General features: G+C 68.2%; 19 protein-coding genes. 6 read left to right on the top strand and 13 right to left on the bottom strand.

Going from position 1 to position 25,625, the window contains the following annotated elements; all coding sequences use genetic code 11:
* Positions 1 to 74 precede the first annotated feature (74 nt).
* From ACGFYH_RS17090 to ACGFYH_RS17100, 3 genes are all read left to right on the top strand, one after another.
* A complete protein-coding gene (locus ACGFYH_RS17090; RefSeq protein ID WP_393804075.1) occupies positions 75 to 1,148 on the top strand; it encodes a ParA family protein in 1,074 nt (357 codons plus the stop codon).
* Positions 1,145 to 2,245 carry a ParB/RepB/Spo0J family partition protein gene (locus ACGFYH_RS17095; protein ID WP_393803932.1) on the top strand — a complete coding sequence of 367 codons (1,101 nt, stop codon included), beginning with the start codon at positions 1,145 to 1,147 and terminating at the stop codon, positions 2,243 to 2,245. The genes ACGFYH_RS17090 and ACGFYH_RS17095 overlap by 4 nt, the downstream gene beginning before the upstream one ends.
* A gap of 329 nt (positions 2,246 to 2,574) precedes the next feature.
* Positions 2,575 to 3,192 carry a GNAT family N-acetyltransferase gene (locus ACGFYH_RS17100; RefSeq protein ID WP_393803933.1) on the top strand — a complete coding sequence of 206 codons (618 nt, stop codon included), beginning with the start codon at positions 2,575 to 2,577 and terminating at the stop codon, positions 3,190 to 3,192.
* Between the two features lie 54 nt (positions 3,193 to 3,246).
* On the opposite strand, the gene trxA is transcribed toward ACGFYH_RS17100, so the two are convergent.
* From trxA to ACGFYH_RS17135, 7 genes are all read right to left on the bottom strand, one after another.
* Positions 3,247 to 3,579: a thioredoxin gene (trxA, locus tag ACGFYH_RS17105; protein WP_003975042.1), complete on the bottom strand. Its 333-nt coding sequence runs from the start codon at positions 3,577 to 3,579 to the stop codon at positions 3,247 to 3,249.
* A 38-nt stretch (positions 3,580 to 3,617) separates the two neighbouring features.
* A complete protein-coding gene (trxB, locus tag ACGFYH_RS17110) occupies positions 3,618 to 4,586 on the bottom strand; it encodes a thioredoxin-disulfide reductase (protein ID WP_393803934.1) in 969 nt (322 codons plus the stop codon).
* 159 nt (positions 4,587 to 4,745) lie between these two features.
* Positions 4,746 to 5,633 carry an anti-sigma factor family protein gene (locus ACGFYH_RS17115; protein WP_393804076.1) on the bottom strand — a complete coding sequence of 296 codons (888 nt, stop codon included), beginning with the start codon at positions 5,631 to 5,633 and terminating at the stop codon, positions 4,746 to 4,748.
* A gap of 17 nt (positions 5,634 to 5,650) precedes the next feature.
* Positions 5,651 to 6,376, bottom strand: coding sequence for an RNA polymerase sigma factor SigM (sigM, locus tag ACGFYH_RS17120; RefSeq protein WP_393803935.1), 726 nt, complete (start codon positions 6,374 to 6,376; stop codon positions 5,651 to 5,653).
* A 30-nt stretch (positions 6,377 to 6,406) separates the two neighbouring features.
* Positions 6,407 to 8,125 (bottom strand): serine/threonine protein kinase, encoded by a 1,719-nt coding sequence (locus tag ACGFYH_RS17125; RefSeq protein ID WP_393803936.1) that lies wholly within the window; start codon positions 8,123 to 8,125, stop codon positions 6,407 to 6,409.
* Between the two features lie 139 nt (positions 8,126 to 8,264).
* Positions 8,265 to 10,670, bottom strand: coding sequence for a murein biosynthesis integral membrane protein MurJ (gene murJ, locus ACGFYH_RS17130; protein ID WP_393803937.1), 2,406 nt, complete (start codon positions 10,668 to 10,670; stop codon positions 8,265 to 8,267).
* 44 nt (positions 10,671 to 10,714) lie between these two features.
* Positions 10,715 to 13,111, bottom strand: a complete 2,397-nt coding sequence (locus ACGFYH_RS17135; protein ID WP_393803938.1) for a DUF6049 family protein — start codon at positions 13,109 to 13,111, stop codon at positions 10,715 to 10,717.
* Between the two features lie 225 nt (positions 13,112 to 13,336).
* Here ACGFYH_RS17135 and ACGFYH_RS17140 point away from each other — a divergent pair, with 225 nt between their 5' ends.
* Positions 13,337 to 14,782 carry a CCA tRNA nucleotidyltransferase gene (locus tag ACGFYH_RS17140; protein WP_393803939.1) on the top strand — a complete coding sequence of 482 codons (1,446 nt, stop codon included), beginning with the start codon at positions 13,337 to 13,339 and terminating at the stop codon, positions 14,780 to 14,782.
* Positions 14,783 to 14,842: 60 nt separating this feature from the next.
* Here the strand turns inward: ACGFYH_RS17140 and ACGFYH_RS17145 are convergent, their stop codons facing one another.
* The 4 genes from ACGFYH_RS17145 to ACGFYH_RS17160 all read right to left on the bottom strand — a co-directional run bounded on the left by ACGFYH_RS17145 (position 14,843) and on the right by ACGFYH_RS17160 (position 18,605).
* On the bottom strand, positions 14,843 to 15,337 hold the full coding sequence (locus ACGFYH_RS17145) for a hypothetical protein (protein WP_393803940.1): 495 nt from the start codon (positions 15,335 to 15,337) through the stop codon (positions 14,843 to 14,845).
* 107 nt (positions 15,338 to 15,444) lie between these two features.
* Positions 15,445 to 16,722, bottom strand: coding sequence for an MFS transporter (locus tag ACGFYH_RS17150; RefSeq protein ID WP_393803941.1), 1,278 nt, complete (start codon positions 16,720 to 16,722; stop codon positions 15,445 to 15,447).
* 78 nt (positions 16,723 to 16,800) lie between these two features.
* The gene (locus ACGFYH_RS17155; protein WP_393803942.1) at positions 16,801 to 17,883 is read right to left on the bottom strand and encodes an inositol-3-phosphate synthase; all 1,083 of its coding nucleotides are present in this window, start codon (positions 17,881 to 17,883) and stop codon (positions 16,801 to 16,803) included.
* A 44-nt stretch (positions 17,884 to 17,927) separates the two neighbouring features.
* Entirely contained in the window at positions 17,928 to 18,605 is a 678-nt protein-coding gene (locus tag ACGFYH_RS17160) for a PadR family transcriptional regulator (RefSeq protein WP_393803943.1), read from the bottom strand.
* Positions 18,606 to 19,266: 661 nt separating this feature from the next.
* Between ACGFYH_RS17160 and ACGFYH_RS17165 the strand changes: the two genes are divergently transcribed.
* Both ACGFYH_RS17165 and ACGFYH_RS17170 read left to right on the top strand, forming a co-directional pair.
* Positions 19,267 to 21,654: a transglycosylase domain-containing protein gene (locus tag ACGFYH_RS17165; protein WP_393803944.1), complete on the top strand. Its 2,388-nt coding sequence runs from the start codon at positions 19,267 to 19,269 to the stop codon at positions 21,652 to 21,654.
* Between the two features lie 121 nt (positions 21,655 to 21,775).
* Entirely contained in the window at positions 21,776 to 23,281 is a 1,506-nt protein-coding gene (locus tag ACGFYH_RS17170; protein ID WP_393803945.1) for a glycosyltransferase family 87 protein, read from the top strand.
* Between the two features lie 64 nt (positions 23,282 to 23,345).
* Here the strand turns inward: ACGFYH_RS17170 and ACGFYH_RS17175 are convergent, their stop codons facing one another.
* Together ACGFYH_RS17175 and femX are read right to left on the bottom strand one after the other, a co-directional pair.
* Positions 23,346 to 24,377: an alanine racemase gene (locus ACGFYH_RS17175; protein ID WP_393803946.1), complete on the bottom strand. Its 1,032-nt coding sequence runs from the start codon at positions 24,375 to 24,377 to the stop codon at positions 23,346 to 23,348.
* 61 nt (positions 24,378 to 24,438) lie between these two features.
* Positions 24,439 to 25,560, bottom strand: coding sequence for a peptidoglycan bridge formation glycyltransferase FemX (gene femX / locus ACGFYH_RS17180; protein ID WP_064728796.1), 1,122 nt, complete (start codon positions 25,558 to 25,560; stop codon positions 24,439 to 24,441).
* Positions 25,561 to 25,625 lie beyond the last annotated feature (65 nt).

Below are 25,625 nucleotides of genomic sequence, written 5' to 3' on the forward strand. Positions count from 1 at the left end.
AGGGCACAGAGTTGTCCACAGAGGTGGATTTCTCCACACAAGGCCAGGCCTCACTGGTTCATGACCCCGAAGGCATGGGAGGCTCTGTTCATTGCGAGCCTGAAGTCGAGGAGAGTGAATCCTTGCGGTCCGACGCCAATATCGCGGGACCGATGACCGATCCGGTCCCCGGTCCCCGTACCGAGTCGATGGGAGCGGATGTTTCACGTGAAACACCGCCTCCGATGGACGACACTCCGATCGGTCGTGCTGCCCAATTGGCGGTGGAGGCTCTGGGCCGCACCGGCGAGGGGCTGCCGCGGCCCGAGCAGACCCGGGTCATGGTCGTAGCGAACCAGAAGGGGGGTGTGGGCAAGACAACGACGACCGTCAATCTTGCCGCGTCACTCGCCCTGCACGGTGCCAGGGTCCTGGTCGTCGACCTTGACCCGCAGGGCAACGCCTCCACCGCGCTGGGTATCGACCATCACGCCGATGTCCCCTCGATCTACGACGTACTGGTCGAGAGCCGGCCGCTCTCGGAAGTGGTCCAGCCGGTCCCCGATGTCGAGGGTCTGTTCTGTGCGCCCGCCACGATCGATCTCGCCGGTGCGGAGATCGAACTGGTTTCTCTGGTCGCACGTGAGAGTCGACTCCAGCGGGCGATCACGGCATACGAGCAGCCGCTGGACTACATCCTCATCGACTGCCCGCCCTCCCTCGGCCTGTTGACGGTCAATGCGCTCGTCGCCGGTCAGGAGGTGCTGATTCCGATCCAGTGCGAGTACTACGCGCTGGAAGGGTTGGGGCAGTTGCTGCGCAACGTCGACCTGGTTCGGGGACACCTCAACCCCACACTGCATGTGTCGACGATCCTCCTCACCATGTACGACGGCAGGACGCGGCTCGCGTCCCAGGTCGCGGACGAGGTGCGCAGCCACTTCGGCGAGGAGGTGCTGCGGACGAGCATTCCCCGCTCGGTCCGCATCTCCGAGGCCCCGAGTTACGGGCAGACGGTACTGACCTACGATCCAGGATCGAGTGGAGCCCTCTCCTATCTGGAGGCGGCCCGCGAGATCGCGCTGAGGGGTGTGGGCGTCAACTACGACGCGACCCACGCACACCTCGGCGCTCAGAATGACCCGAGCATGGTGGAGGGGATCCAGTGAGTGAGCGACGGAGGGGGTTGGGCCGTGGTTTGGGCGCGCTGATCCCCAACGCCCCGACCGAGAAGTCGGTCGCCTCGGCGGCGCTGGGAAGCGTGGCTTCCGCGGCCCCTGGGGCGATGCCTCTGCTGCCGAACGAACGCGGGGTGGCCGCGGCAAAGGTGGCCACACTGTCGCGTGTTTCACGTGAAACGGCAGACCCGGCGGCACCGGAGGGTACGGAGGGGCTTCGGCCGCCCATGGGGGCGTACTTCGCCGAGGTCCCTCTCGACGCCATCACGCCGAATCCGAAGCAGCCGCGCAAGGACTTCGACGACGATGCGCTGGCCGAGCTCGTCACCTCCATCAGGGAGGTCGGCCTCCTCCAGCCGGTTGTCGTTCGGCCGACGGAGCCCGGGCGCTATGAGCTCATCATGGGTGAGCGCCGCTTCCGCGCCTGCCGAGAGTTGGAGCTGGAGGCCATCCCAGCGATCGTGCGAGCGACGGAGGACGAGAAGCTCCTTCTGGACGCACTCCTGGAGAACCTGCACCGCGCCCAGCTGAACCCGCTGGAGGAGGCGTTCGCCTACGACCAGCTGCTCAAGGACTTCAACTGCACGCACGATCAGCTGGCGGACCGCATCGGTCGTTCCCGTCCGCAGGTCTCCAACACGCTGCGTCTGCTGAAGCTCTCCCCGAAGGTGCAGAACCGGGTGGCCGCAGGTGTGCTCTCCGCGGGACATGCGCGCGCCTTGCTGTCCGTCGACGACTCGGAGGAGCAGGACCGGCTGGCCCATCGCATCGTGGCCGAAGGGCTCTCGGTGCGGTCGGTCGAGGAGATCGTGACCCTGATGGGATCCCGGCCGCAGAAGCCGCAGCGAGCCAAGGGCCCACGGGCCGGTTCCCTGGTTTCCCCGGCGCTCTCGGACCTGGCGACGCGGCTCTCGGACCGCTTCGAGACGCGAGTGAAGGTCGATCTGGGTCAGAAGAAGGGCAAGATCACCGTGGAGTTCGCCTCCATGGACGACCTCGAGCGGATCCTCGGCAGCCTCGCTCCAGGCGAAGGCCCCGTACTGCAGAAAGGCCTCATGGACGGCGAGAGCGAGGACGTCGAATCCTGATGCTCGGGTAGGTGGAGCATCCGGCGGCGCTTCAGCTGCCGCAAGGGCGTGTCGTGTCCGGCGCATACCGGAACACGGCCCGCCCTTTGCTTTGTGCCGGTGTCGAGGCCACCGCATCGTGGATACGATGCGATCGGGAGGGCTTTGTCACCTGGCAGTACCTCTGAGAGGAAGGCAGGGGCCATGCGAACGATGAGCCGCACCGAACTGGTGAGCGCGGGCTTGGGGCTGGGCGCGGTCGGTGGGTTCCTCGGCAGCCTGCTCAGGGAACGGAGCGCTCTGACAGCCGCCCGCGACGCGGCAGGCGAAGGAAGTGAGGAACAGCCTTCATGGGGCGTCGGCTCGTACCGCTCACGCTGGACAACCTTCAGGACCTCCCCCGACGCTGTCGCTCGTGCGTCTTCTGGGAACTGGACCCCGTCAGCGGCGAGGCCGCGGTAAAGGCGGGAACACCGGCCCTGGCGAAGGAGTCGTGGATCTCCGCCGTCCTGTTGGACTGGGGCTCGTGCGGCCGGGTGGTCTACGTCGATGACGTGCCCGTGGGCTTCGTCTTCTACGCACCGCCCGCGTATGTACCGCGCGCGACGGCGTTCCCGACCAGTCCGGTATCGTCCGACGCGGTCCAGCTGATGACCGCGTTCGTGATGCCGGGGTATCAGGGCCAGGGACTGGGCCGGGTGATGGTCCAGACGGTCGCCAAGGATCTTCTGCGCCGGGGCTTCAAAGCGATCGAGGCGTTCGGCGATGCCCGCTGGAAAGATCCAGCCTGCGTCCTGCCGGCGGACCATCTGCTGGCAGTGGGCTTCAAGACGGTCCGGCCCCACCCCCGCTATCCGCGGCTGCGGCTGGACCTTCGGTCCACGCTGTCCTGGAAGGAAGACGTGGAGATGGCACTGGACCGTCTACTCGGAGCGGTCCAGAAGGAACCGGTGCTGCGTCCGCTGTAACCAACGAATGGGCCGACCTGTGTAGGTCGGCCCATTCGCGTTTCACGTGAAACATCAGTCGGCGATGAAGTCCTCGAGGTCGCGGACGATCGCGGCCTTCGGCTTGGCGCCGACGATGGTCTTGGCGACCTCGCCACCCTGGTAGACGTTCAGGGTCGGGATGGACATGACGCCGTACTTGGCAGCCGTACCCGGGTTCTCGTCGATGTTCAGCTTGACGATTTCGATCTTGTCGCCGTACTCGGCGGCAATCGCTTCGAGGGACGGCGCGATCTGACGGCACGGACCGCACCAGGCGGCCCAGAAGTCCACCAGGACGGGCTTGTCGTTCTTGAGGACGTCCTGCTCGAAGGAGTCGTCGGTCACATGCTTCAGGGTGCCGGCCACGGCGGGCTCCTTAACTGGTTGGTGCGGGAATGGGGTGGTCAGACGGCGGTCTTCTCGGGCTCCGCTTTGTCCTCGTCGCTGAGGGCGGCGAGGAAGCGCTCGGCGTCGAGAGCGGCGGAGCAGCCGGTGCCCGCGGCGGTGATCGCCTGGCGGTAGGTGTGGTCGACCACGTCACCAGCGCCGAAGACACCCGTCAGGTTGGTGCGGGTCGAGGGCGCGTCGACCTTCAGGTAACCCTCCGAGTCCAGGTCGAGCTGGCCCTTGAAGAGCTCGGTGCGAGGGTCGTGGCCGATCGCGATGAACAGGCCGGTCACCGGCAGGTCCGAAAGCTCGCCGGTCTTGACATTGCGCAGCTTCAGGCCCGCCAGCTTCTGGTCGCCCTGAACCTCGGCGATTTCGCTGTCCCAGACGAACGTGATCTTGGGGTCGGCGAAGGCGCGCTCCTGCATCGCCTTGGAGGCGCGCAGGGTGTCCCGGCGGTGGACGATCGTCACGGACTTCGCGAAGCGGGAGAGGAACGTGGCCTCTTCCATCGCGGTGTCCCCGCCACCGATCACTGCGATGTCCTGATCCTTGAAGAAGAAGCCGTCACAGGTCGCGCACCAGGAGACTCCGCGGCCGGACAGAGCGTCCTCGTTCGGCAGGCCGAGCTTGCGGTGCTGGGAACCGGTGGTGACGATGACGGCCTTGGCCTGATGGACGGTGCCCGCGGTGTCGGTGACGGTCTTGATCTCACTGGTGAGGTCGACGGCGACGATGTCGTCCGGGATCAGCTCGGCACCGAAGCGCTCGGCCTGGGCCCGCATGTTGTCCATGAGCTCGGGGCCCATGATGCCGTCCTGGAAACCAGGGAAGTTCTCCACCTCGGTGGTGTTCATCAGCGCTCCGCCCGCGGTGACGGCACCCTCGAACACCAGCGGCTTCAGTGACGCGCGCGCGGTGTAGAGCGCCGCCGTGTAGCCGGCGGGCCCGGAGCCGATGATGATCACGTTTCGGACGTCGCTCACGGCTTCATTCCTCGTCTCTGGACTGGGTCTTCAGGCCGGGTGGAGAGCTGCACTCTGCACTCTCACCCCACCTAACGGATCCTACGGGGCGCGCATTCCCTCTGTGCCCGGGCACACGGCGACAGGGCCGGGACGCCATGTGTGAAGGAAGCCCGACCGCTACGAACGCGCGTAGGAGTGCTTCAGAAGGATCTTGGCCTTGCCGACCACGGGCTGGTCCACACACGTCGACTCGACGATGTAGGCGGTGACCCGGGTGTCGTTGGAGGCATCGGGCAGTACCACCAGCAGTGCTTCCTTGCCCTTGTAGACACCCTGTTCCGTGGCGATCGCGGGGTCGTCGCGGCCGATGCCCTTCTGAATGCACTCGGGGACCGTCGGCTTCTTGAAGACATGGTTCTCGGCGGTCTGGCCACCGTTCTGGGACTCCATGCCGAAGCTACGCGGTGTGCGGGACCCGTTCTGGGCGCCGTCGTCCGTGAGGAGGCCGGTCACCTTGTCCCTGAGCTGTCCCTCGGAGAACGTGTCCGCGAGTACGGTCTGCTGCTCGTGGGCGGTGTCGCCGGACGGACGCCCCCCGGTCAGGGAGGACACGATGACCGATCCGAGTCCGATGGCGGCAGCGGCGGCCACGGCGCCGAGTACAGCGATTCTTCGTCGTCCTCCTCGCCGGTGGTCCTTGCGGCCGGGGCCGGTGGAGGAGGGGCGGGCGTGCCCGGCCGGCCGGTCGGCCGCGGCTGATGTTTCACGTGAAACACGCACGTCGTCGTCGCCGGAGGAGGTCTCCGCGGGGTGAGGTTCCGCGCTGTCGGCACTCGACAGCGCCTCGGCTGCCAGGGCGGCGTCGATCCGGGCGGCCACGTCGTCCGGCATGCGGGGCGGGGCCGGGAGGGTGCCGAGCAGTCCCTGGATCTCCGCCAGGGACGCGAAGACGTCCGTGCAGAGCTCGCAGCTCTCCAGGTGTCGTCGTACGTCGGTGGTCCGCGTGTCCGGGAGGAGACCTTCGGCGAGGTCGGAGATCTCGGCGACGTCCGGGTGTCCGGTCATGTCAGTCGTCGACGACGTCACGCTCGTCCACCTCCGCCCTTCACCGCGGCTGAATCGCTCGGCCCTGTCTTCGGCGGGCCCGTCCGGTGCGGCCCCGCTGCCGGTGGGACGGATGCACCCTGCGTCCGGTTCCGCCCCGCGTCGGGCTTCCAGTCCTCATCGCTGCCGTCCTGACGCAGGTGGGTGAGCAGCGGCAGGAGTCTGGCTCTCCCCCGGGCGCACCGGCTCTTGATCGTGCCCGTCGGCACGTCGAGGATGCGAGCGGCCTCCGCGACGGGATAACCCTGCATGTCCACCAGGACGAGGGCCGCCCGCTGGTCGGTCGGCAGGGTGGACAGGGCCTCCAGCAGCTGGCGGTGCAGGTCGTTGCGCTCGGCGGGGGCTGACGCCGACTCGTGCGGCTCCAGAAGCTGCTCCAGGCGCTCGGTGTCGTCGACGGGAGCGGTCCTCCGCGAGGCGGCCTTGCGGGCACGGTCCAGACAGGCGTTCACCGTGATCCGGTGCAGCCAGGTTGTGACGGCCGCCTGCCCGCGGAAGGTGTGGGCGGCCCGGTAGGCGGAGACGAGTGCGTCCTGAACGGCGTCGGCGGCCTCCTCGCGATCTCCCAGCGTCCGCAGGGCCACTGCCCAGAGACGGTCGCGGTGCCGGCGCACGAGTTCACCGAAGGCGTCGGGGTCGCCTTCGACGTGCAGGGCGAGGAGCTCCTGATCGCCGATGTCGCCGTATGCGATGTCACCTGCCATCGGCCTCCTCCCCCTTTCCCCGGCGAGCTCTCAGCCCTTGAACGTCACGTCGGTGATCGCCTGCTTGTAGCCCGCGCCGCTGTAGCCGTCGGAAGGGGCGCTCGGCACGTCGGTCATCCACAGCAGGACGTACTGGGTCTTGACGGACTTCGATGCCTTGGCCGTGAGCGAGGTGCCGGTGGTGGTGGCGCTCGCGATTTCCTTCAGGCCGTCGACTCCTGTCGTAGGCGACAGCGAATCGGTGGCGTAGAGGTGCACGGTCGTGTGATCGCCGTTGTACCGGAGCGCTATCGACGCCGCCGAGACCTGCTGGGGCGATCCGAGGTCATAGACGATGCCGACACCGGGCTTGTACGGCGCGAGCTTGGGACCTTCGTTGTACCGCTTCGTGCGCCAGAAGGTGGAGTCGTCGCCGTCGTAGGTCTTGGCCACGTCCTGCGGTGCCTGGGCTTCGCCACTGGCGACGTACTCCTGGGCTCCTTGAACGCTGATCGGCTTGGTCGGCTTGGTCCGCTCGTCGTTCTTGTCGTTGCCGTCCACCGTCTGTGTCTGGTTCTGGTCGTCGGCCTTGCCGCCTCGCTCCATCAGGGCGTCCGCGAGCTGCCAGCTGCCGAGGCCGAGCGCGGCGATCAGCAGGGCCGAGACGCCCCACTTCAGTGCCTTGCCGGTACGGCTCTGCAGTGGGGGCGGCGGCGTCGGCACGGCCTGGGTGACCCCTGGATGCGGTGCCGGACGGCCGTAGGGGCCCTGCTGATAGGCCGTGCGCTGGTACTGGGGCGGAGCGGTGTACGCCGGCTCCGGCGGGCGGATGCGGGGCATCTCGCCGATCGCCTTCACCAGTTCCTCCGGCGTGGTGCACGGGGACTCGTGGCGGGAGGCGGTGGCGCCGTCGTTGGCGAGTGCCCGCATCGCCAGCTCGGACAGACCGCGGTGGACGCCCGCACGGACCTGGTCCGGCGGGATCAGTCCGATGTCCTTGGGCAGACCCGCCAGACCGTGGGCGTCGCTCTCGTACGGCCAGCGCTGGGTGAGGGTGGCGTACAGAAGGGCGCCGATGGCCTCGGTGTCGGTGCGTTGCGGGGTGTCGGAACTGATGCCGCGCAGTGCGGCGTTGACGGCGAGTCCGCGGATCCGCCACTGGCCCGTCGACGTGCGCAGTACCGCGTTGGGGCTCAGGCGCAGATGGGCGAGGCCCTCTCGGTGGGCGGCCGCCATGGCCGACGTGATCTGACTGACCATCTGGTAGGCGTCGTACACCTCCAGTGGTCCGGAGGCGAGCAGTGCGGTCAGCTCGGTGGCGTCGGGGAGCCACTCGTGCACGACGTAGACGAGGTCGTTGTCCTCGACGGCATCCAGTACCTGGACGAAGCGGGGGTCACCGAGCAGGGCGGAGGACCGTGCCGCGGCCAGCACGGAGCGGGCTCGTGGGTGGTCCGCCGGAAGGAGGTGGACTCCGACGGCGCGGCGCAGCTTCTCGTCCACGGCCCGCCAGCTGCTGAAGCCGTCCAGACGGGTGACGCACTCCTCGAGGCGGTAGCGTCTGGCGAGCTTGTGCCCGCTGTGCAGTTCGGGAGGCGAGGACTTGCCGGAATCCTCGCTCGTGGGGTCCCCCTGTGCCTCGTCGCTGTCCGTGTCCCGCTCCCGGTTGTTGGCCACCCCGTCGGCCGTGGACTGGTCCGCCTGCGCGGTCAGCGGCTCATCGCCACTGTTGTCTGCCACGTCGACGGCAGCTGTGCTCCGTTCCGCCACCGCCGTTCCTGCCTCCCCATTCCATGCGCGTCGGCCGACTCCCGATCCGCGCGTCCGACGCCGAACCCAATTGTGCCCACAGTCCGCCGCTATGCACGACACACAGCGGGGGACGATGGTTGTGCGCCTACCCCCGGGCTCAGCGTCCCAGGCGTCCGCGCACCATGCCGACCAGTGAGTTGACTTCCTCGATGCGCATGCGGCGGGCGGCGACGAAGAAGACACCGAACAGGAGCAGTCCGCCGGCCAGCAGCGCGGCGAACGACCCCACGACGTCCTGGCCGAGCGCACGGCTGATCGCGTAGCAGGCCGCGCCGCTGAGCAGGGCGGCCGGGACGGACGCGATGCACAGCCGGGCGTACGTCCGCAGCACCCTGGCGCCGTCCAGGTCCCCGCCCAGCCGCTTGCGCAGCCTGCGCCAGGCGATGCCCACACCGATCACATAGGCCAGGCCGTAGGAGGCGGCCATGCCCACGACGGCCCAGCGCGACGGCAGCAGGAAGTAACACAGGCCCGAGGCGGCGGCGTTGACCACGGCCACGATGACGGTGTTGTAGAAGGGCGTCCGGGTGTCCTCGTATGCGTAGAAGGCACGCAGGACGACGTACTGCACCGAGTACGGAATGAGGCCGAGACCGAAGGCCATCAGCATGTAGCCCATGTTCGTGGCTTCGCTGGTTCCCGAGGAGCCGAACATGAGCGTGCACATCGGGATGCCGAGCGCGACGAAGCCGAAGGAGACGGGAACGATGGCCACGGCCGTCGTGCGCAGGCCCTGCGAGATGTCGTCCCGGACGGCTCCTCCGTCCTCCTCGGATGCCGAGCGGGAAATGCGGGGCAACAGGGCGGCCATCAGCGAGACGGTGATGATGGCCTGAGGCAGTCCCCAGATCAGCTGCGCGTTGGCGTAGGCGGCGAAACCCGTGCCGTCGACGGGCGACGCCTTGCCCGCAGCGGTGGAGAGCTGGATGACGATCATGGCGCCCGCCTGGTTGGCGAGAACGAACAGGACCGTCCACTTGGCGAGGGTGACGGCCTTGCCGAGTCCGTGGCCCCTCCAGTCGAAGCGCAGCCGAAGCCGGAAACCCGTCTCCCGCAGGTACGGAATCATGGCCAGGGACTGCACGATGAGGCCCAGCAACACTCCGACCCCGAGCAGACGCTGGCCCTCCGGCGGAATGCTCGTGACCTTCAGTCCCGAGTTTTCCGCAGTGCCGTAGACCCAGAGGAACATTCCCAGCGTCACGATGATGACGATGTTGTTCAGGACCGGGGTCCACATCATCGCGCCGAACCTGCCGCGGGCATTGAGGACCTGCCCCATCACCACGTGCAGACCCATGAAGAAGATCGACGGCAGGAAGTAGCGGACGAAGGTGATGCCGACCTCGTTCGCGGCCGGGTCGCTCGCGACGGGGTTGGACAGGAGCCGGATCAGCAAGGGCGCGGCAAGGACCGTGATCACAGTCAGCGCGCCCAGCGCCACCATGACGAGGGTCAGCAGGCGGTTGGCGTAGGCCTCACCACCGTCGTCGTCGTCCTTCATGGCTCGTACGAGCTGTGGAACGAAGACGGAGTTGAGGCCGCCGCCGACGGTAAGGATGTAGATCATCGTGGGCAGCTGGTAGGCGACCTGGAAGGTGTCGCCGAGCAGGCCGACGCCCAGCGCCGAGACGATCATCGCCGACCGGATGAATCCGGTCAGCCGCGACACCATCGTGCCCGCCGCCATCAGGGCGCTCGACTTCAGCAGACCCCCCGCCCGTCCGCCCTTCTTGGGCGCGGCCACCGGTGGGGCGGACTCGGGTCCCTGGAGTGGGGCCTCGGCCGCTTCGGGGGTGGGGGCCACCGCGTTCTGGCCGGGCGCGGGCGCCGCGTGCCGGCCGGCCGTCGCAGTGGGGCCGGCGTACTGGCCGGGCGTCGGAGCGTTCCCGTACGGGTCGGGCCCCTGGTGCCCGCCGTACTGGCCCGGTGTCGGTGTCGTGCCGGACTGCCCCGGCGCCCCGCCGTACGGCCCGGGTGCCGGGGCCGGAGCGGGTACGGACGCCTGGTCGTCGTACGAGGGGTGGCCGCCGCCCTGCTGCTGGTCCCGGAACAGGTGGGCGAAGGCGTCCGGCTCGTGGCGCTGGTCACCGGCCTGGCCGACCAGGTCGTCCACGCCGACGAACTGAGTGGTCCGAGGGTCGTCGCCGTACGGCAGGTACTGTGTGGGGCCCTCCGGCTCGGGGGCCGGGGTCTGGGCCCAGACGCGAGGGTCGGGAGCGTAGGGCGACTGGGAGGGCTCGGAGTACAGCGGCTGCTGCGGTGGATACGTGCCCGGAGGCGGAGGGGGGTGCGCCGCGCGGTCGTAGAGCGCCTCGGAGACCGGGTCCTGGGCGGAGAGGTCCTGCGCCCGGTAGGGGTCCTGGTCGTAGGCGTCCTGGAGGTACGTGTCCGCGGGCGGCTGCGGCTGCGGCGCTGGCCGGCCGGGGTCCGGTGGCGGGTCCTGGGGGTGACCCGAGCCGTCCACGGCCTGACCGCGGTCACCGTCGTACGGCGCGTTCATGGTTACCCCACCTCATCGTCCCGGGCCGACCGGCCACGACATCCTCAACGGTCCACTCTCTCACCCGTGCCGGACGGGTCCGCGCTTTCCGCTGCGGTGTCCGGTGTCGGGTCACTCGGCTGCTCCGCGTCGCCTGCCGGGCTCTGTGCCCCGGACTCCTCCACGAGACGTCCGTCGGTGCCTTCCGGGTTCTCCGGGGCGTCCTGGGTGTTCTCCGACGGCGCCGACTCCCCGGATTCGGCCTTCTCGGCGGCACGGGCCACGGCGCGCTTGCGCTGCGTGTACATCCGGAAGCCGGCGAGGACGAGCAGCAGGACGCCGCCGCCGATGACGAGCATCACGGTGGCCGTGATCTCGGTGACCTTCACGTCGAAGGTGACGGGCTCGCCGTACTTCCGGCCGTCCGTCGTGTACAGCTGGGCGATCACCGTCGCCCGTCCGTTGGCGTTGGCCGACGTCGTGAACTTCACCGACTGGCTGTGGCCGCCGGAGACCGAGATCGGCTGCTCCTCGTAGCCGGCACCGCCGATCTCGAGGCGCGTGGGGTTCGTGGAGGTGAGCCGCAGAACCAGGGGCCCGACGTCCTGCACCAGGTTGTTCTGCACCGTCACCGGGATGGTGGCGCTGCGGCCGGAGAGCTTCGTCTCCGACTTGTCGATCAGTCTGACCCGGCCGGACAACCCGTCGAGGTACGACTTCACACCGGCGCGGAACGACTCCGCCTCGGCGGGCCGGCCCCGCCACGACACGGACATCTCCCGGTTCAGGGCACGCCCGAAGGGGGTCACCACCCGGGACGGGTCCGAGAGAACGACCCTGAAGTTGTTCAGTGAGTCCTGCGTCCGCGCGCTCTCCACGAAGGCCGATCGCGGCAGCTCCTTCTTGCGCAGCGCCGAGGGATAGGAGGAGGTTCCCGGTACCTTTTTGGTGGCGTCCGGGTCCGGCTTCGCGGCAGAGGCCGCCGCCAGCTTCTGGGACTCGGACCAGGTGCCGCTCTGCAGGGCACGCAGCGCCTCGGCCATCGCACGGGCCTGGCTTCCCGAGGGCGTGCGCTGCGGGGCGATGACCACGCTGCGCTGTTTGCCGGTCTGGAGGCTCAGCCCCAGACTCTGGGCGAGGAAGCGCTGCACGGCGAGCGTGGAGACGGAGGCCTTGGTCAGGTCGCCCTCGAACGCCGTGGACATCCGGGCGTCCGCCACCACGGCCGTGGTGCCGCCGCCGATGGGGCGGGCGGCGGAGGGCGTGTAGGACAGGCCGCTGCTCTCCTGGAGGCTGTCGCTGCGCGCGATCACCTTGTCGGCGCCCGCGGAGGTGGCGACCTTGACGATCGACCGGTCGACGGCACCCTCCACGGGCCAGGCGAAGTCGGTGTTCGGCTTCACATGGAGAATCGGCTCGACCGTGTTGTCGATGACGTCCGTCGCGTCCTTGAGCTGGCTCAGGGAACCGGTGACGTCCGTGCCGTTGTGGGCCAGGGAGGCAAGGTCGGGGTCGGCGAAGGGGAGGGCGACGACCTCCTTGTCGGCCACCGCGTCCTGCAGGTCGGCCAGCCACTGCTTGGCGATCGCCTGGTGGGTGCCGGCGGCGGTCTTGTCCCCGTCCCGGACCCGGTAGCTGCCCGTCATGGCGTCGACGGAGGCGAGCAGATCCGGATCGACCACCCAGGTGACGTCGAGATCCTTGCCCAGAGTAACCATCTGGTTCAGGCGGCCGCCGGGAGAGATCTCCTTGGCCAGGTCGTCATTGAGGAAGACCGGCGTCTGCTCCTCGTTCGGCCCCGTCTCGGCGGCCATGTGCGTGCTCGAGACGAGCGGCCACAGTGCTGTGGTCCTCATCCTGATGTCGGCCTCCTCGGGCTGCCACGGCAGGAAGGTCCGCTGGATGCCCAGGATCTGCTCCCACGGCTGCGCGGAGGTCTGTCCGGACAGCGAGACGGCGAGTTCGTAGACGCCGTTCTCGCCGAGATCCAGATCGTCGACCGGCACGGAGATGTTGAAGTGCTCGGCGACGCCGGGGGCGAGCTTGGAGAACTTCTCGGTGTACTTGTTGTCGATCTCCGGGGAGATGGAACCCTGGAGATCGTCGCTGTCCTTGGCGATCGCGTCGACCGACGAGCGGGTGTCGATCTCGGGGCCCACACGCAGGCCCACATGGGCGTCGGTGACGGCCCGCTTGCCGTTGTTGGTCACGGTGCCCGACACGGTCACCGTGTCCCCGTCCGTGGGCGCGGAGGGGGCGAGCGAGTCGACCGCCACGGCCACCGAACCCGAGTCGGCGTCGGCCAGGGCTGCGGCCGCTTCCTCGGCGTGCGCCGAGCCGGCGGCGGGCAGCTGGGCCAGGCCGGCCAGCAGCGGCGCCCCGGCGAGCAGTGCCGTGGTGCGCCGGAGCCACCGGCGGGCAGGTGAGGCACTGGTCCCCTGGAAGTCTGCCGCCTCGGCCACGCGCTCGCCCGTCCCTCGTCGTGATCAGTGGTCGTCGGAATGTGCGTCCACGCATGGTAACGATGTGCGGCGAGGGGAAGTGCCGCGGAGTACGCCACAAGATCCGCGCTCAGGCCGGGCGGCCCTGTATGTGCGCCTATAAAGGGAACGGTGTGGAAGTGGGGGATTGGGCAGGCGATCAATGGGGGCGCCTGTCTCCGCCCGGGCCACGTACCCTGTTCTGTTGTGCCGAACGCCAACGAAGTCAGCCCCAGTGCCCTGAGCCGGGAGCAGCACCACGCGGTGAGTGAGCCGCTGCGGGTCGCCCCTGTCGCCGACGATCTCGCCCGCCGTTTTCAGGAGGCCGGGTTCTCGCTTGCCCTGGTCGGCGGCTCGGTCCGGGACGCCTTGCTCGGCCGGCTCGGCAACGACCTGGACTTCACGACCGACGCCCGCCCTCAGGACGTACTCGAGATCGTGCGGCCGTGGGCGGACGCGGTCTGGGAGGTCGGGATCGCCTTCGGCACGGTCGGGGCGCAGAAAGAGGGTTTCCAGATCGAGGTGACCACCTATCGGTCGGAGGCGTACGACCGCACCTCACGCAAGCCTGAGGTGTCCTACGGCGACTCCATCGAGGAGGACCTCGTCCGGCGTGACTTCACCGTGAACGCGATGGCCGTCGCCCTTCCGGAGAAGGTGTTCATCGACCCGCACGGAGGACTCGACGATCTCGCGGCCCGCCTGCTGCGTACCCCGGGTACTCCCGAGGACTCGTTCTCCGACGACCCGCTGCGGATGATGCGAGCCGCGCGCTTCGCCGCTCAGCTCGACTTCGAGGTGGCGCCGGAGGTCGTCAAGGCCATGAAGGACATGGCCGACCGCATCGACATCGTCTCGGCCGAGCGGGTCAGGGACGAGCTGAACAAGCTCATCCTCTCCTCGCACCCGCGCAAGGGGCTGACCCTGCTGGTGGACTCGGGCCTCGCCGACCGGGTCCTGCCCGAGCTGCCGGCGCTGCGGCTTGAACGGGACGAGCACCACCGGCACAAGGACGTCTACGACCACACGCTCATCGTTCTGGAGCAAGCGATGGCCCTGGAGAGTGAGGGTCCCGACCTGACTCTCCGCCTGGCCGCCCTGCTGCACGACATCGGCAAGCCGCGGACCCGCCGCTTCGAGGAGGACGGCAGGGTCTCGTTCCACCACCACGAGGTGGTCGGGGCCAAGATGACGAAGAAGCGCATGATCGCGCTGAAGTACTCGAACGACCTGGTGAAGGATGTCTCACGCCTGGTCGAGCTGCACCTGCGTTTCCACGGTTACGGCACGGGTGAGTGGACGGACTCCGCGGTTCGCCGCTACGTCCGGGACGCCGGGCCACTGCTCGACCGCCTCCACAAGCTGACGCGGTCGGACTGCACGACCCGTAACAAGCGCAAGGCGTCGGCCCTCTCCCGTGCGTACGACGGTCTGGAGAAACGGATCGAGCAGCTTCAGCAGCAGGAAGAGCTGGACGCGATTCGCCCGGACCTGGACGGCAACCAGATCATGGAGATCCTCGGCGTCCGCCCTGGGCCGGCGGTGGGGCAGGCATACAAGCACCTGCTGGAGCTTCGCCTGGAGAACGGCCCGATGGAGCACGACGCGGCGGTGGCGGCGCTCAGGGAGTGGTGGGCCGAACAGGAGGCGTGAACTGCGGAGCGGGTGATGTTTCACGTGAAACATCACCCGCTCCGGCCTGACCTACAGGGCTTACTTCACTTCCTTGAGGCAGAGAACCACATCGTGGTTGTCGCCCGTCTGGTAGTAAGCGATCGTCGCTTCCTTAACGGCCTCGCACTTGCTGTCGTCGCTGGTGTTGTCGAACTTCTCGACGACCTTGTACTGGGCGTCACTTGACGAGCAGTCGACGGATGCGAGGTCGGGACTGACCTGCGTGCCTTCGTTGTGCATGCAGCTGCCCACCGACGTGGTCTCGGCGTCTGACTGTCCCCAGTACCACTTGCCCAAGGCGATCAGAATCGCTACGACGATGACGGCGCCGACGCGCAGCAGCTTCTTGCTGAAGCGGTTGGGACGGCCGGGCGGCGGAACGGTGGCGCCGGGCGGGGGAAACCCCGGCTGGCCGGCCTGCTGCGGGAAGCCCGGCTGCCCCTGGGCGAAGGGGTTCTGTCCCTGGGGCTGCTGCGGGGCCTGCGGCTGGCCCTGCGCGAACGGGTTGCCCTGAGGCGGCGGCTGAGTGGTCACTGGGGGTCCCCCTGAAAATAGGTACGTGTCGCGGACATGGCGCGAGATAAGACGCACGTAAGCTACCGGGTCCCACTGACAACTCTGCACTCCGGTGGATCTCTGTGTCACTGATGTGACACATACTGACGCTCAAACCGGGCCATAGCTGCCGCAACCGCTCCGTAGACCACGGCGACCGTCACGACCAGCGCTACCGATCGGCCGTCCGGCGGCAGCATGAGCGCGGCCACCCCGGCGGCGCCGACGAAGGCGACGTTGAACAGCACGTCGTAGACGGAGAAGATCCGGCCGCGGTAGGCGTCGTCGACCGAGGACTGCACGACCGTATCGGTCGCGATCTTCGCCCCTTGCGTCGTCAGGCCAAGCACGAACGCCGCGGCGAGCAGCGGCACCTTGGCGAACGGCAGGCCGAGCGCCGGCACCAGTACGGTGGCGGCCGCCGCGCAGACCGCCATCCAGCGACCGGGTCCCAGCCGTCCCGCCGCCCAGGGGGTGACCATCGCGGCCGCGAAGAAGCCCGCACCGGAGACGCCCAGCGCCAGACCCAGCAGGGCCAGCCCCTCGTCCGTGTCCGAGGTCAGGGCGTACCGGCACAGCATCAGCAGCATCACCAGCAGGGCGCCGTAGCAGAACCGCATCAACGTCATGCCCGCGAGCGCCCAGGCCGCTTCCCGGCGTGCGGGCGCGGCGAGGTGGCGTACGCCCGCCACCAGGTCGCGGACGGTGCCGGCGAGCGCCGAGGTCAGGCTCGGCGGCACGAGCGCGAGGTCGGGGCCGAGCAGCGCCACGGCGATACGCAGCGACGCCAGCGCCCCGCACAGATAGAGGCCGGCGCCGAGGAGCACCACGGCGGCGTCGGAGTCCGCGACCGCGAAACGCACGACGAAGGCGAGGCCGCCGCCCGCCGTGGCGGCCAGGGTGCCGGCCGTCGGGGACAGCGAGTTCGCGATCACCAGACGTTCGGCGTCGACCACTCGCGGCAGCGCGGCGGACAGGCCGGCGAGAACGAAACGGTTGACGGCCGTGACGCAGAGGGCCGAGGCGTAGAAGAGCCAGTCAGGAACGGACGCGATGATCAGCACCGCCGTCACCGAGGCCAGCACGGCGCGCAGGAGGTTGCCGTACAGAAAGACCTGGCGGCGGCGCCAGCGGTCCAGCAGGACACCGGCGAAGGGGCCCACCAAGGAGTACGGGAGCAGCAGAACCGCCATCGCGGAGGCGATCGCGGCGGCCGAGGTCTGCTTCTCCGGGGAGAAGACGACGTAGGTGGCGAGCGCGACCTGGTAGACACCGTCGGCGCCCTGGGAGAGCAGGCGAACGGCGAGCAGGCGCCGGAACCCCTTCAGGCGCAGCAGGACGCGCAGGTCACGGACGACGGCCATGGGGCACAGCCTCACATACGGGAAGGGTCCCCGGGTCATGCGACCCGGGGACCCTCGGCGGACCGGAGTCCGAGGTGCTCAGCGCTCGACCTCGCCCGCGATGAACTTCTCGACGTTGGCACGCGCCTCGTCGTCGAAGTACTGGACCGGCGGGGACTTCATGAAGTAGCTCGACGCCGACAGGATCGGGCCGCCGATGCCGCGGTCCTGGGCGATCTTCGCGGCGCGCAGGGCGTCGATGATGACACCGGCCGAGTTCGGGGAGTCCCAGACCTCGAGCTTGTACTCCAGGTTCAGCGGGACGTCACCGAACGCGCGGCCCTCGAGGCGGACGTAGGCCCACTTGCGGTCATCCAGCCAGGCGACATAGTCGGACGGGCCGATGTGGACGTTGTCCGCGCCCAGGTCGCGGTCGGGAATCTGGGAGGTGACGGCCTGCGTCTTGGAGATCTTCTTGGACTCCAGGCGCTCGCGCTCGAGCATGTTCTTGAAGTCCATGTTGCCGCCGACGTTCAGCTGCATCGTGCGGTCCAGGACGACGCCCCGGTCCTCGAACAGCTTCGCCATGACGCGGTGCGTGATGGTGGCGCCGACCTGCGACTTGATGTCGTCGCCGACGATCGGGACGCCCGCCTCGGTGAACTTGTCCGCCCACTCCTTGGTGCCGGCGATGAAGACCGGAAGGGCGTTGACGAAGGCGACCTTGGCGTCGATGGCGCACTGGGCATAGTACTTCGCCGCGGCCTCGGAACCGACGGGCAGGTAGCAGACGAGAACGTCGACCTGCTTGTCCTTGAGGACCTGGACGATGTCGACCGGCGCCTCGGCGGACTCCTCGATGGTCTGTCGGTAGTACTTGCCGAGACCGTCGTGCGTGTGGCCGCGCTGGACCTGGACGCCACTGTTCGGCACGTCGCAGATCTTGATGGTGTTGTTCTCGGAGGCGCCGATGGCGTCCGCGAGGTCAAGACCGACCTTCTTGGCGTCCACGTCGAAGGCGGCGACGAACTCGATGTCACTGACGTGGTAGTCGCCGAACTGGACGTGCATGAGGCCGGGGACCTTGGCCGCCGGGTCGGCGTCCTTGTAGTACTCGACGCCCTGCACCAACGATGCGGCGCAGTTGCCCACTCCGACGATGGCTACGCGAACCGAACCCATTCCGGTTGCTCCCTGTGTGTACGAGTGAGGCCCTGACTGGGCGCTCACGTGGCGGTGTCGCCGGGCGTATCCGGCCGGGGGTCGTCCCCCGGCCGGGGCAGGCCGCCCGTCGCTCCAGATGTCGTGTCCTGATGAGCGGTCCCCTCGGCGGCGGGACCCCTGAGGTCCCGTCCCGCCCGCTCGCTCTCGATGAGCTCGTTCAGCCAGCGCACTTCGCGCTCCACGGACTCCATTCCGTGGCGCTGGAGCTCAAGCGTGTAGTCGTCGAGTCGCTCCCGGGTGCGGGCCAGGGAGGCCCGCATCTTCTCCAGGCGCTCCTCCAGCCGGCTGCGCCGGCCTTCGAGCACGCGCATGCGTACGTCACGGGACGTCTGCCCGAAGAACGCGAAGCGGGCGGCGAAGGTCTCGTCGTCGTACGCGTCCGGGCCCGTCTGTGAGAGGAGCTGCTCGAAATGTTCCTTACCATCGGCCGTCAACCGGTAGACGATCTTGGCGCGGCGTCCCGTGAGGGAAGCGGCGGCCTCGTCGACGTTCCCCGGTTCCTCGATCAACCAGCCGTTGGCGACCAGCGTCTTGAGGCACGGGTAGAGCGTCCCGTAGCTGAAAGCCCGGAACACACCCAGTGACGTGTTGAGCCGTTTGCGCAGCTCATAGCCGTGCATCGGGGACTCGCGGAGCAGGCCGAGTACGGCGAACTCGAGGATGCCGGATCGCCGGCTCATCGTCGCCTCCTCTCGCCCTTATGCCGCGCTGATGTATCGAGTCGATACATCAGCACGATAGAACGAGCTTCCGCGCGCGGCAAGAGGGGAACTGGTGAACGGGATCACATCAGGGTTTCATCGCGAGCAAGTTGCCTGATTTGAGGTGAACTTCGGGCCTCAGGGGTTTTGACGGTGCGTAGTGTGTGCGCCATGCAAACCACCGGGAACCGAGTGACGTCCGGGGGCGTCCCTGTCCCCGGTGCAGTACGGGTGAATGCGGAAGGGGCCGCATCCGTACTTCGGGGGGACCGGAAACCAGCCGCCTTTACCAGGCGCGCAAAGGTGCGCCTGCCCGAGGAGTAGTCGTTCGATGAGCGAGCACCGTCGCAAACCGCCGCAGCCGCAGGGAGGCGGACGTGCCGCGGCCCGACGAGGCCAGTCCGGCTCGTCCTCCGGCCGCCGTGCGACACCGCGAGGCGCCACAGGGTCTCCGTCCGGCTCGTACGGTCCGGAGGACGAGGAGCGTGCATACGGGAGCCGTGCCGAAGCCCGGCGCGCGGCACAGCGGAACGGGGGCGGCCGTCGCAGAGCGGCCGAACCGGGCCGCGGCGGCCGACGGGGAGGCACCGGCGAATCGGGGCCCGGGCGGGGACGCGCCGGCGCGCCCGGCAAGAAGCGAATGATCGACTACCCGCGCCACAACAAGGACGGGTGGCAGCGCTGGGTGCCCTCCTGGAGGCTCGTCTCCGGGCTGTGCATCGCGTTCTTCGGCTGCCTGGTCGGCGCCGCCGGCCTCGCGTACGCCATGGTGAGCGTTCCCGTTGTCGACGACTCCGCCACGGCGCAGAACAACGTCTACTACTGGGCCGACGACAGCCGGATGGTGGCCACGGGTGGTGAGCGCAACCGCCAGAGCGTCAATCTCTCGCAGATTCCCAAGGCGATGCGCAATGCCGTCATCTCGCAGGAGAACAAGACGTTCTACTCCGACAGCGGCATCGACCCCAAGGGCATCGCCCGCGCCGTGTTCAACATGGCCAAGGGCGGCGAGACGCAGGGCGGCTCCACCATCACCCAGCAGTACGTGAAGAACGCGATGCTGAACGACCAGTCGCAGACGGTCTCCCGCAAGGTCAAGGAGATCTTCGTCTCGATCAAGGTCGGCGCCGAGGAGCCGAAGAACAAGATCCTCGAGGGCTACCTGAACTCCGCCTACTACGGTCGCGGCGCCTACGGCATCCAGGCCGCCGCACGGGCGTACTTCAACGTGGACGCCGTCGACCTCGACCCGGGCCAGTGCGCCTTCCTGTCGGCGGTGCTCAAGGGCGCCACCTACTACGACCCGGCCGGATCGATCTCGATCGACCCGGCTGCCACGCCGGAGGCCAACAGCAAGCGGGCCAAGAACCAGATGCAGGACACCCTCGACAAGATGGTGGAGTACGGGCATCTGAGCCAGGACGACCGGGCGAAGTACACCGACCTTCCCAAGGTGCAGAACCCGCAGTCGAACGCCCAGCTGGGCGGCCAGATCGGTTACCTCGTCAGGCTCGCCAAGTCCTCCGTGGTCAGGAGCGGCGTGGTGTCGGAACAGCAGCTGGAGAAGGGCGGTTACTCGATCTACACGACCTTCGACAAGAAGAAGGTCAACGAGCTCGAGAAGGCGGTCCAGAAGGTCTACAAGGAGAAGATCGACCCCAAGAAGCGCCCCGACAAGGACACTCACGTCCAGTTCGGCGGGGCGTCCATCGACGCCAAGACCGGGGCCATCAAAGCCATCTACGGGGGCGAGGACGCCACCAAGCACTTCACCAACAACGCCGACGTGACCGGTGCCCAGGTCGGTTCGACGTTCAAGCCGTTCGTGCTCGCGGCGGCGATGAAGTGGGGGGTGCGCGACCCGGACCTCGGCGAGGTCCAGGCCCAGGACGAGCGCACCGTCGTCTCGCCGAAGAGCCTTTACAGCGGCAAGAACAACCTCAAGATCAACAACTACGACGGGTCGATCTGGGAGAACGAGAAGGGCGAGCAGTGGCGTCAGGCTAACGACGGCAAGGACAGCGTAGGCAGTCCGCCGGACTACAAGATCGACCTTCGTGAGGCCATGCGGTTGTCGGTGAACTCCGCTTTCGTGCAGCTCGGCATGGATGTCGGCCTGGACAAGGTGAAGGAGTCCGCCGTCGACGCGGGGCTCCTGGAGGACAGCCTGGCCGGCTCCGGCTACCCGTCCTTCTCCATCGGTGTCTCGGACCCGAGCGCCATCCGCATGGCGGGCGCGTACGCCACCTTCGCCGACAGCGGTAAGCAGCGTGAGCCGTACTCCGTCACGAAGGTGACGAACAAGGACGGCACGATCTTCACGCACAAGGTCGAGGAGAAGCAGGCCTTCACCGCGAAGGTCGCCGACAATGTGACGGACGTCCTGAAGACCGTCGTCGAAAAGGGAACGGGCACCAACGCCCAGCTGTCCGGCCGTGACGTGGCCGGTAAGACCGGTACCACGGACGGCAACAAGTCCGCCTGGTTCGTCGGCTACACCCCCCAGCTGTCGACCGCGATCAGCATGTATCGCTACCCGGACGACGAGTCCATCAAGAACCGCACGTTCCTGGAGATGTACGGAACGGGTGGCGAGAAGAAGATCCACGGCGCTTCCTTCCCGTCCACGATCTGGCAGGACTACATGTCGGACGCGGTGAAGGGAATGAAGGCCGAGAAGTTCCCGAAGCCGGAACCCATCGGCGAGGTCATCAACGACGCTCCATCGCCGACCCCCACGCCCTCTCCCTCGCCCTCTGCCTCCGAGACCGAGGAGGTCACCCCGTCGCCGAGCCCGTCGCCCAGCGACACGGAGACCAGTCCCTCGCCTCCCGCACCGACCGATACGTGCGGTGTCTTCGACTTCAACTGCGACGACGGAAACAGCGCCGGCAATGGCAACGGAGGCAACGGCGCGGGCGGCTCGGAAGGAAGTGAATCGCCTTCGCCGTCGGCCAGTGAGACGGAGGAGGACGGCGGCGGTAATGGAAACAGCCGCGGAAACACCATTTGGGGCGCGAACGGTTAGCCGCGTAGTCACCCCACATGGGTGTTTCACGTGAAACATCCGCACGTTCCACGTGAAACAGGGGCCGCCGCATTCATCAGGGTGCGGCGGCCCCGGCGTGTTCCCAGGTGCGTACGGCAGGATGTGCCCCATGCCCAGTGCAGAATCGACGCCAGCGAGCGTGCGCGAGCCGGACCCGGTGCAGCCGACCAGGGAAGACACGATCGCCGTAGTCGGCAGCGAGCTGATCGGCGGCCCTCTGGGCCGACGTGCCCTGCTCGGCACGTCCTGGTGGACCCCCGTGAGGGTGATCGCACTCGTGGCGATCGGCATGTTCGCCCTCGGCCTGGTCCAGAAAGCACCCTGCTACAACGGCGCGTGGTTCTTCGGGGCCAGCTCCCAGTACACACACGCGTGCTACTCGGACATCCCGCACCTCTACCAGGGACGCGGGTTCGTCGACGGGCTGGTGCCGTACTTCGACAAGCTCCCCGGTGACATGGAGTACCTGGAGTACCCCGTGCTGACCGGCCTGTTCATGGAGGTCGCGTCCTGGCTCACGCCGGGCAGCGGCACCATCCGGGACCAGGAGCAGTGGTACTGGATGGTCAACGCCGGGATGCTCATGGTCTGTGCGGCCGTCATCGCCGTCTGCGTGGCCCGCACGCACACCCGGCGTCCGTGGGACGGCCTGCTGGTCGCCCTGGCGCCCGCCTTCGCGCTGACCGCCACCGTCAACTGGGATCTGCTGGCGGTCGCCCTGACGGCCGCTGCCGTTCTCATGTGGTCGCGGAAGCGCCCGCTGGCCTTCGGAGTGCTGCTGGGCCTGGCCACGGCCGCCAAGCTCTATCCCTTCCTGATCCTCGGCCCGCTTCTCGTCCTGTGCTGGCGGGCGGGCAAGTGGCGGGCCTTCGGAACAGCAGTGGGGGGCGCAGCCGGTGCCTGGCTCGTGGTGAACCTGCCGGTGATGCTCTACGCCTTCGACGGTTGGTCGAAGTTCTACACGTTCAGCCAGGAACGGGGCGTGGACTTCGGGTCCTTCTGGCTGATCCTGGTACAGAACTCCGACACCCCGCCCAGCACCGAGACCGTCAACACCCTCGCCACGCTTCTGATGCTGCTGTGCTGCGGCGCCGTCGCGGCGCTCACACTGACTGCTCCCCGCCGCCCGCGGTTCGCCCAGCTGGCCTTCCTGATCGTCGCGGCGTTCATTCTCACCAACAAGGTGTACTCACCGCAGTACGTGCTCTGGCTGGTGCCGCTGGCCGCGCTGGCGCGGCCGAAGTGGCGGGACTTTCTGATCTGGCAGGCGTGCGAGGTGGCCTACTTCCTCGGTATCTGGATGTACCTCGCGTACACGACCAGCGGCGACGCCCACAAGGGTCTGCCGACGGACGGCTACCACTGGGCCATCGCCCTGCACCTGCTGGGAACGCTGTTCCTCTGCGCCACGGTCGTGCGCGACATCCTGGTGCCGGACCGGGACCCGGTCCGGCGGACAGGTGACGACGACCCGTCGGGCGGTGTGCTGGACGGCGCGGAGGACGTCTTCGTCCTGGGTCCCGCGGCTTCCGAGCAGTCCGTGGCCCACTGCCAGGGGCCGCAGGTGCAGTGGGCCAAGGGTCAGCAACCGGGCGGTTCACTCTGAGCGAACGCGTGAAGGGCCGTGCACGAGGAGTCGTGCACGGCCCTTCACTGGTACGGCTCGCCCGCTAGCGATCGAGGACGCGGTCGAACTGCGTGGTGGTGTGCCGCAGATGGGCCACCAGTTCGTCACCCACCTGGGGCTCGGACGCGTCCGAGGGAACGAACAGGATCGACACCTGCATGTGCGGCGGCTCTGCGAACCAGCGCTGCTTGCCGCTCCAGACGAACGGCGAGAGGTTCCGGTTGACCGTGGCGAGGCCGGCCCGGGCAACGCCCTTGGCGCGCGGCATGACGCCGTGCAGGGCCTTCGGTGCCTCCAGCCCCACCCCGTGGGACGTACCGCCCGCCACGACCACCAGGAAACCGTCGGAGGCCGCTCTCTGCTGCCGGTAGCCGAAACGCTCGCCCTTCGCTACGCGAGTGACGTCCAGGACCGCGCCGCGGTACTCGGTGGCCTCGTGGTCGCCCAGCCACAGCCGGGTGCCGATGCGGGCGCGGAAGCGGGTCTGCGGGAACTGCTGCTGGAGCCGGCTCAGTTCGTCCGCCTTGAGATGGCTGACGAACATGGTGTGCAGCGGAAGCCGGGCCGCGCGCAGCCGGTCCATCCAGCCGATGACCTCCTCGACGGCGTCCGAGCCGTCGGTACGGTCCAGGGGCAGGTGGATGGCGAAGCCTTCCAGCCGGACGTTCTCTATGGCGGCGTGCAGCTGCGGCAGGTCCTGCTCGCTGATGCCGTGCCGCTTCATCGAGGACATCACCTCGATGACCACACGCGCACCCACCAGGCCGTACACGCCGTCGATGGACGACACCGAACGCACCACCCGGTCGGGCAGCGGAACGGGCTCCTCACCGCGTCGGTACGGCGTCAGGACCAGCAGGTCGCCGCCGAAGAAGTCCTTGATCCGGGCGGCCTCGTAGGTGGTGCCGACGGCCAGCACGTCTGAACCCAGTCGTGTGGCCTCCTCCGCCAACCGCTCGTGACCGAATCCGTAGCCGTTGCCCTTGCAGACCGGGACCAGCCCGGGGAACTGCTCCTGCACGTGCTTGTGATGCGCCCGCCAGCGCGCGGTGTCGACGTAGAGCGTGAGCGCCATGGCCGGACCTGGAACCTTTCTCGTGGCTGTCAGAGGTGCGGATCGGGGATGTGCTGTGCGGTCAGCGGCGCGACATGTAGATGTCGAGTGCCTTGTGCAGCAGCTTGTTCAGCGGGAAGTCCCACTCGCCGAGGTACTCGGCCGCCTGACCGCCCGTACCCACCTTGAACTGGATCAGACCGAAGAGGTGGTCGCTCTCGTCCAGCGAGTCGGAGATGCCGCGCAGGTCGTAGACGGTCGCCCCCAGGGCGTAGGCGTCGCGGAGCATGGCCCACTGCATGGCGTTCGAGGGCCGGACCTCGCGGCCGATGTTGTCCGAGGCGCCGTAGGAGTACCAGACGTGCCCGCCGACGACCAGCATGGTCGCCGCCGACAGGTTCACCCCGTTGTGCCGGGCGAAGTACAGGCGCATGCGGTTGGGGTCCTCGTTGTTGAGGGCCGCCCACATGCGCTGGAAGTACGACAACGGGCGCGGTCGGAAGTGGTCGCGCACGGCTGTGATCTCGTACAGACGCTGCCACTCCTCGAGATCGTGGTAGCCGCCCTGGACCACCTCGACGCCGGCCTTCTCCGCCTTCTTGATGTTGCGGCGCCACAGCTGGTTGAAGTTCTTGTGGACTTCTTCCAGGGAGCGGTTGGCCAGCGGCACCTGGAAGACGTAACGGGGCTGCACGTCACCGAAACCGGCGCCACCGTCCTCGCCCTGCTGCCAGCCCATACGGCGCAGCTTGTCGGCCACCTCGAAGGCGCGCGGCTCGATGTGATCCGCCTCTATGTCCCGCAGGCGCTTGACGTCCGGGTCCTGGATGCCCTTCTTGATGGACGTGGCGTCCCAACGCCTGATGATCACAGGCGGGCCCATCTTGACGGAGAAGGCGCCCTGCTGCTTCAGGTGCGCCAGCATGGGCTCCATCCACTCCTGGAGGTTCGGCGCGAACCAGTTGATGACCGGGCCCTCGGGGAGGTAGGCGAGGTAGCGCTTGATCTTGGGCAGCTGCCGGTAGAGGACGAGACCCGCGCCGACCAGCTCACCCGTCCGGTCGTCGAACCAGCCGAGGTTCTCCGAGCGCCACTCCGCCTTGACGTCCGCCCATGCCGGGACCTGCATGTGACTAGCCGCCGGCAGGCTCTGGATGTATGCCAGATGCTGCTCGCGACTGATGGTCCTCAGGGTCAGGCTCATTCGGGGCGCTCCTCGGGCTGGTGTGTCCCCATGGGTACAGGGGCTCCGGCTCTCGCGCGAAGCCT

Origin of the sequence: Streptomyces sp. NPDC048392 (genome assembly GCF_043200575.1) — a bacterium.
Taxonomy (GTDB): domain Bacteria; phylum Actinomycetota; class Actinomycetes; order Streptomycetales; family Streptomycetaceae; genus Streptomyces.

Bases quoted from the DNA above. Each gene is read 5' to 3' on its own strand.
- ACGFYH_RS17090 (WP_393804075.1), top strand. From the start codon at position 75: ATGGGAGGCTCTGTTCATTGCGAGCCTGAAGTCGAGGAGAGTGAATCC.
- ACGFYH_RS17100 (WP_393803933.1), top strand. From the start codon at position 2,575: ATGGGGCGTCGGCTCGTACCGCTCACGCTGGACAACCTTCAGGACCTC.
- ACGFYH_RS17115 (WP_393804076.1), bottom strand. From the start codon at position 5,633: ATGACCGGACACCCGGACGTCGCCGAGATCTCCGACCTCGCCGAAGGT.
- sigM (WP_393803935.1), bottom strand. From the start codon at position 6,376: ATGGCAGGTGACATCGCATACGGCGACATCGGCGATCAGGAGCTCCTC.
- murJ (WP_393803937.1), bottom strand. From the start codon at position 10,670: ATGAACGCGCCGTACGACGGTGACCGCGGTCAGGCCGTGGACGGCTCG.
- ACGFYH_RS17150 (WP_393803941.1), bottom strand. From the start codon at position 16,722: ATGGCCGTCGTCCGTGACCTGCGCGTCCTGCTGCGCCTGAAGGGGTTC.
- ACGFYH_RS17155 (WP_393803942.1), bottom strand. From the start codon at position 17,883: ATGGGTTCGGTTCGCGTAGCCATCGTCGGAGTGGGCAACTGCGCCGCA.
- ACGFYH_RS17160 (WP_393803943.1), bottom strand. From the start codon at position 18,605: ATGAGCCGGCGATCCGGCATCCTCGAGTTCGCCGTACTCGGCCTGCTC.
- ACGFYH_RS17165 (WP_393803944.1), top strand. From the start codon at position 19,267: ATGATCGACTACCCGCGCCACAACAAGGACGGGTGGCAGCGCTGGGTG.
- ACGFYH_RS17170 (WP_393803945.1), top strand. From the start codon at position 21,776: ATGTGCCCCATGCCCAGTGCAGAATCGACGCCAGCGAGCGTGCGCGAG.
- ACGFYH_RS17175 (WP_393803946.1), bottom strand. From the start codon at position 24,377: ATGGCGCTCACGCTCTACGTCGACACCGCGCGCTGGCGGGCGCATCAC.
- femX (WP_064728796.1), bottom strand. From the start codon at position 25,560: ATGAGCCTGACCCTGAGGACCATCAGTCGCGAGCAGCATCTGGCATAC.